This is a genomic window from Streptococcus sp. NLN64 (genome assembly GCF_015831295.1).
GTDB lineage: Bacteria > Bacillota > Bacilli > Lactobacillales > Streptococcaceae > Streptococcus.
In genome coordinates, this window is sequence record NZ_JADXDQ010000076.1 from 1 (window position 1) to 6,835 (window position 6,835).

Consider the following 6,835-nt stretch of genomic DNA (forward strand, 5'->3'; position numbering starts at 1 on the left):
CAAACTTTTGAAAACACATCAAACTTATGAAGCAGCAAGAGCATTAGGGATGCGGCAACATCCTTAAGACATTTTTAAATATGTTCACCTTAAGTATAACACAGATAGTGTTTTTTTGCGCTTTTTTTACTGTGTTATTTTCAAATAAAAGACTATAACACGTTCAGATTTTGAAATGCAATGAGTATAACCAATCTATTTCTTACTACAAAAATCCTTGGAGGAAGAGGAATGGCTAAAAAAGCCAGACCGCAACGGCGGTTTGGCTTTTTTCACCCGTTTAGTTCGTCTGGTAAAACGATAACTTGGGTATTGTTTTGCTCTACGATGTAGACTTCCCGAGGATAACGTGGATTAAAGGAATAGGGGAGGTCGAATTGAATCCAAGAAGCTGTTTGGGAGCTCCGGTATTCGATGGTCACCTGATTCGTTGCCGTTTTCAGGATTCTAAAATGCAAGGGTGAAGTAAGGTCAAAGACACCTTGCAAATTTTTATCGATAATAAACCAAAAGGAATCAATGAGTTCAGAGGGAAGACTGGTGACAATGCCGAAGGAGGCATAACGTTCAGTAGGGGTTGAAAAAGCCATAGCAATTCCTTTCTTATAAATACCTAGTCAGTTTTCGAAAGTTTTACAGTCTTTTAGTTTATCTTTTATTACTGTGTTAGCTCGTCTTGCCGTACTTATTTGAAACTTACTTCGAAAGTTGTACTCAGCAAGCTCAAAATCTCCCCCAGAGATTTTGAGCTGTCTACGACTCGCTGCCATGTACTAAAAGCAAATTAACAGACTATAAAATAAGAACACTCGAAGAATTTCAAAAAATGACGAGGACAGCAGATGATGATAGTGCAAGGCACGCAATCAGTAAGTTCATCAAAGAGGCTTGACAAGGTCAGATTTTGAACTCCAAAGAGTATCGAAATTTGAAGTTTAAAGAGTATAACTAAAAGGGGTAGGTGGAACCCACACGACCCCTAAGGCTAACTTTACCGATTTTTGAGTTCTAAATAGCGTTTGTACCAAATATTTACATAGGATTGGGAGAAAGGTCCACGGCCATTATTAATCCAATCCACTAGAATTTTGACATTCTCCTTGAGGATAAAATCGATATCCTCGGAGTAGTTCATTTGTTTTTTATGACGTTCGTACTCTTCTACATCCAGTAGACGTTTTTCCCCATCCGCAAAAACTTTGACATCGAGGTCGTAGTCAATGTATTTAAGGGCTTCCTGGTCCAAGTAATAGGGGCTGGCCAGGTTACAGTAGTAGGAGACGCCATTATCGCGTATCATAGCGATAATATTGAACCAATACTTCTTGTGGAAATAGACAATGGCTGGTTCACGTGTCACCCAACGACGACCATCACTCTCGGTAACCAGTGTATGGTCGTTGACACCAATGAGGGCGTTCTCTGTTGTTTTTAGTACCATGGTATCGCGCCAAGTGCGGTGCAAATTCCCATCATGCTTATAACTTTGAATTGTAATAAAGTCGCCTTCTTTTGGAAGTTTCATAAGCTACCAACTTTCTACAATACACTTACTGTATAAGTATATCATAAAAAGAAAGAGGATGTCTTAAAAAGATTTGAGTGATGTGGGGGAGCTAGGTTTGGTTTGCTAAAAAGTAGCGCTTGCTTTGAGATTCGCTTGAGGGAGGTTTTTGGGAGTTCACTTCCCTTGTTATTTTTGTGGAATCATGCTACTATAAACAAAGTGTTCAGCTCTACGTGATGCCTGTTTTTCCTTTATTCATAGGGGTTGTAGCTACTTATGAATGAAAGTCAAATTGCCTAGGAGGTGAACTGCTGAAGGTTGAAATCTCTGGAATGGTTTTGAACTTGCTGCGTAAACGTTATTCCGCTAACTAAAATAGGAAGGTTGAGACTTTTGCCCCAGCTTCCAAATAGGGTATAACATAGATGATAATGGCTAGGGAGATTTTGGAAGAGTATTCGTGAACGATATAGGTTGGTTGAAGGGTTGGGAGAGGAAACTTTTCCACCCTTGCTTACGTTATGGCCGTTTTATCAGAAGGCCTTTCAGATTGAAAGAATAGGAAGAGGAGTGAGTATGCGCATAGAAATCGCGGGAGTAAGTGTTGACATTCAAGAGCGGTATCCAGAAATTCGGCCATTTGTGCAGAACTATCTGATAGCGGATACTGGTGTGAAGGCTGATATCCAGATTTCTGTTACGGATAAGGATATTGAATTTTTTCAAGTGAAGACGGAGGAAGATTTTTCCCGAGGAGTTCATGAAATTACAGCTGTTCTAGCAGTCCTCTGCGACCAGATCCTGGATTTTGATGCCTTCTTTCTACATGCAGCTGTAGTAGCTGTCGGGGGAGAGGCTTTCGCCTTCACTGCTCGATCTGGAATGGGAAAGAGTACCCATGTTCGCCAATGGTTGCAGTATTTTGGGGAAAAAGCATTTGTTGTGAACGGGGATAAGCCGTTTCTGTTTAAACGCGGGGAGGAATTGCTAGCGGCTGGAACTCCCTGGTGTGGAAAAGAAGGTTGGGAGACAAATGTGCAAGTTCCCTTAAAGGGAATTTGTTTTCTGGAGAGGGGCGCTCAGAATCGGATGCGGTTAGCCAGTCAAGAGGAAGTCATGGATCGCCTCTTTCCTCAATTACGATTGCCTAGGGATTCTGTGAAATTAGCAAAATTGATGAATTTGCTAGACTGGACCATCCAAAACATCCCTTTTTATATTTTGGAATGTACGATATCGGAAGCAGCCGCTCAATTGGCTTATCAAGGGATGCACAAGGGACTTGGGTCCAGTAAATGGCTTGAGGAACAGAGTTCTTAGTACTCATTGCATTTTAAATTCTAAACGTGGGAATCCGCTTTTTCTGAAACTGGTTAAGTCAGCATCGGTTAAAGGAGGAAGCAATGCTTGTTTTTTGATTCAGATTTCAAGCTGTTTCGAGTATTCGTTTTTGAGAAAGGATGAACTAAAAATGAAAATTAAATCTGATTTTGTGTTGAATAAATTGGGAAATCAGTATGTGGTTGTTGCGGTTGGTGAGCGCAATCAGGAATTTCAAGGGATGATTAAATTGAATGAATCTGCGCAGTTCTTGTGGAGGCACTTACAGGAGGGGGCTGAGGAAGCAAGTCTCGTTCTGGCTCTGCAAGAGGAGTATGGGATTGATCAGGAACTGGCTCAAAAAGATGTAGGGGCCTTCTTGGCTTTGTTGGCGCGTGAAAATTTACTGGCAGACTAGGCATATATGCAGAAACGAAGTATTGAGGAACACCTTGCAGTAGAAGGCCACCATATTTTACAGGCTCAAGGGAATAGTATGTATCCAGCCTTACGTAATGGAGATTTAGTAACCCTGGAATCTCTGGATTCTTTTGGGGAAATCCATGTGGGGGATATTGTTTTGTATCGTCGTAGGGATCGCATCTTGGTGTTACATCGGGTGGCCCGTATTCAAAACGGAGCTCTTATTTTGAATGGGGATAACTGTACTTATTTTGAATATCCCGATGCAGATCAAGTTATAGCTGTATTGGTGAATTACCAACGTCGGGGGCGAACGGCTGATTTTAGGAATATGAAAAGTTCTCTCTATCGGTGGTTCTGGTGTAAACCGTGGATCCTGCGCTTCTTCATTTTGAAGGTCTATCGGAAACTAAGAAGGGGGCGAATTCATGGGACCCCGTGACATCATTCGCTGGCTTTACTGTCAGACAAAATTCTTACAGGGAACTGTTCTGTTCCTTTCGCTGATCAGCGTTCTCTTTTCAATCGTGCGGATCGCTTTTATTTCAAAGAGTCGATCGGTCATTGATGCGGCTGTTGGTGGGGATCAGTCACTTCTTTTGACACAAATGCTAGTCTTGGCCCTATTGGCTGTTTTACAGTTGATATTGCGTTTATTGCTCCCTGCAATGGAAGATTTGTTACAAACTCGTTTGGAGGTCTTGTTTCGGAAACGGGTTTTGGAACAGATCTTTGTGAAGCCATACATAGCGGTGCGGGAGATGGCTGTTGGTGAATGGCTGACTCGCTTTTTTTCAGATATTGAAATTGTCACGAGTGGGCTCGCAGTCTTGATTCCCAATTCCTTGCGAATTGGGGTCAATATTTTGTTGTCCTTTTATTTACTCTACCAATTGGTACCTGGTTTGACTTTTTGGCTTGGACTAGCCGGGATAATCTTATTTTCCTTAAATCTTTTATTTCGAAAAAAATTTAAGGAAGTTCATCGAGCGGTGCAGGGTTCTAAAGACAGGCTGCAAGTTTTTCTACAGGAAATGATGACCAACTTGGTAGTGGTTAAGGCTTTCCGAGCAGAGTCCCAAGGTCTTTTGAAATTTGGGACTTTACAGGGAGACTATGAGAGAACGCGAAAAAAACGGCGTAGGTTGACCTCTATAAGTAGCCTAGCGAAACAGGGGAGTGTACAGATTAGTTCGCTGCTGGTTATTTGCTTGGGGAGCTTTCAAATTGCTCGTGGGGAGATCAGTTACGGAACACTGGTGGCCTTGATGCAGCTTGTGAATAATGTAATGCTACCAATCACGAATTTATCGAATTTAACCAACCGCTATTATGCACTATTAGCGAGTAGTGAACGCTTGATGGCGTTAGAAGAGGTGGATGTAGAGTCTCAGGAGTCCAGTTATCCGGAGGAGGAATTGGAGTTCCAAAATCTCTCATTTGAAGCAGTTGATTTTTCCTATTCGGATAAGGGTAAAATATTATCGGAAGTTCAATTAAATATTGCTGCGGGGGACAAAATTGCCTTAACAGGAACTTCGGGGAATGGGAAAAGTACACTTTTTTACCTCATGCTAGGATTGTATGAGCCAGAGGAAGGAGTTCTCAAACTAAGGGTCAAGAATAGAGACTATTGCTATTCGGACCTCAGTCTTGCTCAAATTCGTTCTCTCTTTACCTATGTTCCACAGGGGCATGCTCTCTTTTCGGGGACTATTCGCGATAACCTCTTGCTAGGTCAGGGAGTCAGAACGGATGAAGAGATATGGGAGGCCTTGGAAAAAGCGTCAGCAACGGAATTTGTGCGTGAGCTTCCGGGACAATTGGATCATCTGTTGGGGGAACAAGGAAAAACCCTATCTGAAGGCCAGCAACAACGCTTGGCCTTGGCTAGAGCATTCCTATCACAGGCTCAGATTTTACTGTTAGATGAAGCCACCAGCGCCTTGGATGAAACCACTGAAAAGAAAGTCTTAGCCAGCATTGCTGGATTAACAGAAAAAACATGCATCATAGTGACCCATCGACCAGCCTCTTTAGAGGTTTGTGATCGCCAAATCCAATTAGAAAAAGGAAGGGTTCAGGAAAGAAAATCATGAACAAACAAATCGGCTTGTATCTTGTCAGTTTGCTAGGATCGGTTTTGAAAGGCGAGAAGCCAATGGAAAAACCGGCGGAGTTGACTTTTGAAGAGATTTATCAGTTTGCGAAATTTCACTGTATTGAGGGGATTAGTTTCTATGCGATTGAACAATTAGAACGGCAGCCATCTGAATCTCTCTTGAGGGAATGGGAAGCTAATCGAGACGGGAATATTATCAAAACAATGAACCAAATGGCAGAATTGGAACGCTTGAGTCAGTTGTTTAGTCAGCAAAAAATCAAGCATATGCCCTTGAAAGGATCGGTTTTGATCCATGATTATCCCCAGCTCGATTACCGCTACCTTGGGGATCTCGATATTTTAATCGATCCTGAAGATGCGCAAAAAGTTTTTGATCTATTAGGGCAGACGGGCTATCAAAATATTGATTATGGTTTGTCCAATCATGATACCTACCGGATGGATAAAGGGTTTTATCGAATTGAGGTTGAAATCCATCGGTATTTATTTGATCAGAAAGAACCCTATGCTCCCTTCTTCCAAGCAGGAATCACCTCACCCTCCATTCTGACCGACCAAGGAGACTATCGCTATCGGATGAGCTTAGAAGATTTTTATCTCTTTATGGTTGCTCATTTTGCAAAACATTATTTTAAAGGTGGAAGTGGGATTCGTTCAGTGATGGACATCTTTATCTTTTTAGAAAAATACGAGCAGCAGTTAGACTGGGGTCTAGTTAACAAAGGTCTAGCGGACTTGGAATTGATTGATTTCCATCAATCTATCCTGGCCATTACAGATGCCTGGTTCCAAACTGGAAAGTGGTCTGAGGATTTGAATCCAGTGGCAGATGTTATCCTCACACAAGGAGCCTATGGAACCTTTGAGCATCATGTAGAGAATCGCCTAAAGGCGGTTCATCAAGACCACTCTTCACCTCTAGTAGCTTCGCTAGTCTATACTTGGAAGCGTATTTTCCTGCCGTCCAAACTCATCAAACACAAGTATCCCTATGTCCAAAAATACCCGATCCTTCTCCCTCTTGGCTGGGCCCACCGATTAGGTGATGCCGCCCTGAATCGGAAAGACCGGGTTGCTTATGAATTACAATTGTTATGGAAGATGAAAAAATAAGCCTAAAAACGGGAAAGGGTTCATTTTAATACTTAACTAATTTCAAAATCAGAATACTCGAAACTTTCAAAGTGATGACGAGGAAAGCCGATGATGGTAGTTCAACAGGTCTGGGAGACCTGTTGAATCTTATCAATAATGCGTGCAAAGCACGCAATCAATACGTTCAGCGAAGAGGATTATAGTCTTTTAGTTTGCTTTTATAGTCTTTTAGATTATAAAACTGTATGTGGTATACTATTCCTATGGCATACGGAATTGATTTTAGAAAACGTGTCCTTGAATATGTTAAAGAGGGACATACACGTAAAGAAACAGCAGCTTTATTTAATATTAGCACCAACACT

General features: G+C 41.8%; 7 protein-coding genes. 5 read left to right on the forward strand and 2 right to left on the reverse strand.

Going from position 1 to position 6,835, the window contains the following annotated elements; genetic code table 11:
- Window positions 1-272: 272 nt before the first annotated feature.
- Window positions 273-590, reverse strand: coding sequence for a DUF960 family protein (locus I2503_RS08700; protein ID WP_196092158.1), 318 nt, complete (start codon window positions 588-590; stop codon window positions 273-275).
- 401 nt (window positions 591-991) lie between these two features.
- Entirely contained in the window at window positions 992-1,525 is a 534-nt protein-coding gene (locus I2503_RS08705) for a DUF402 domain-containing protein (RefSeq protein WP_135037582.1), read from the reverse strand.
- A 558-nt stretch (window positions 1,526-2,083) separates the two neighbouring features.
- On the opposite strand from I2503_RS08705, the gene I2503_RS08710 reads away from it, so the two are divergent.
- The 5 genes from I2503_RS08710 to I2503_RS08730 all read left to right on the forward strand — a co-directional run bounded on the left by I2503_RS08710 (window position 2,084) and on the right by I2503_RS08730 (window position 6,488).
- Window positions 2,084-2,827, forward strand: coding sequence for a hypothetical protein (locus I2503_RS08710; protein WP_196092157.1), 744 nt, complete (start codon window positions 2,084-2,086; stop codon window positions 2,825-2,827).
- A gap of 151 nt (window positions 2,828-2,978) precedes the next feature.
- Window positions 2,979-3,245, forward strand: coding sequence for a PqqD family protein (locus tag I2503_RS08715; protein WP_196092156.1), 267 nt, complete (start codon window positions 2,979-2,981; stop codon window positions 3,243-3,245).
- Between the two features lie 6 nt (window positions 3,246-3,251).
- Window positions 3,252-3,692 (forward strand): S24/S26 family peptidase, encoded by a 441-nt coding sequence (locus I2503_RS08720; protein ID WP_196967697.1) that lies wholly within the window; start codon window positions 3,252-3,254, stop codon window positions 3,690-3,692.
- Complete coding sequence (locus I2503_RS08725) at window positions 3,679-5,349, forward strand: ABC transporter ATP-binding protein (RefSeq protein ID WP_196092154.1); 1,671 nt, start codon at window positions 3,679-3,681, stop codon at window positions 5,347-5,349. The genes I2503_RS08720 and I2503_RS08725 overlap by 14 nt, the downstream gene beginning before the upstream one ends.
- Window positions 5,346-6,488: a nucleotidyltransferase family protein gene (locus tag I2503_RS08730; protein ID WP_196967698.1), complete on the forward strand. Its 1,143-nt coding sequence runs from the start codon at window positions 5,346-5,348 to the stop codon at window positions 6,486-6,488. Before I2503_RS08725 ends, I2503_RS08730 begins: the two co-directional genes overlap by 4 nt.
- The last annotated feature ends 347 nt before the right edge of the window (window positions 6,489-6,835 follow it).

What these genes read in the sequence shown, in the direction of transcription:
- I2503_RS08700 (WP_196092158.1), bottom strand. Translation starts at nt 590, where the DNA reads ATGGCTTTTTCAACCCCTACTGAACGTTATGCCTCCTTCGGCATTGTC.
- I2503_RS08705 (WP_135037582.1), bottom strand. Translation starts at nt 1,525, where the DNA reads ATGAAACTTCCAAAAGAAGGCGACTTTATTACAATTCAAAGTTATAAG.
- I2503_RS08710 (WP_196092157.1), top strand. Translation starts at nt 2,084, where the DNA reads ATGCGCATAGAAATCGCGGGAGTAAGTGTTGACATTCAAGAGCGGTAT.
- I2503_RS08715 (WP_196092156.1), top strand. Translation starts at nt 2,979, where the DNA reads ATGAAAATTAAATCTGATTTTGTGTTGAATAAATTGGGAAATCAGTAT.
- I2503_RS08720 (WP_196967697.1), top strand. Translation starts at nt 3,252, where the DNA reads ATGCAGAAACGAAGTATTGAGGAACACCTTGCAGTAGAAGGCCACCAT.
- I2503_RS08725 (WP_196092154.1), top strand. Translation starts at nt 3,679, where the DNA reads ATGGGACCCCGTGACATCATTCGCTGGCTTTACTGTCAGACAAAATTC.
- I2503_RS08730 (WP_196967698.1), top strand. Translation starts at nt 5,346, where the DNA reads ATGAACAAACAAATCGGCTTGTATCTTGTCAGTTTGCTAGGATCGGTT.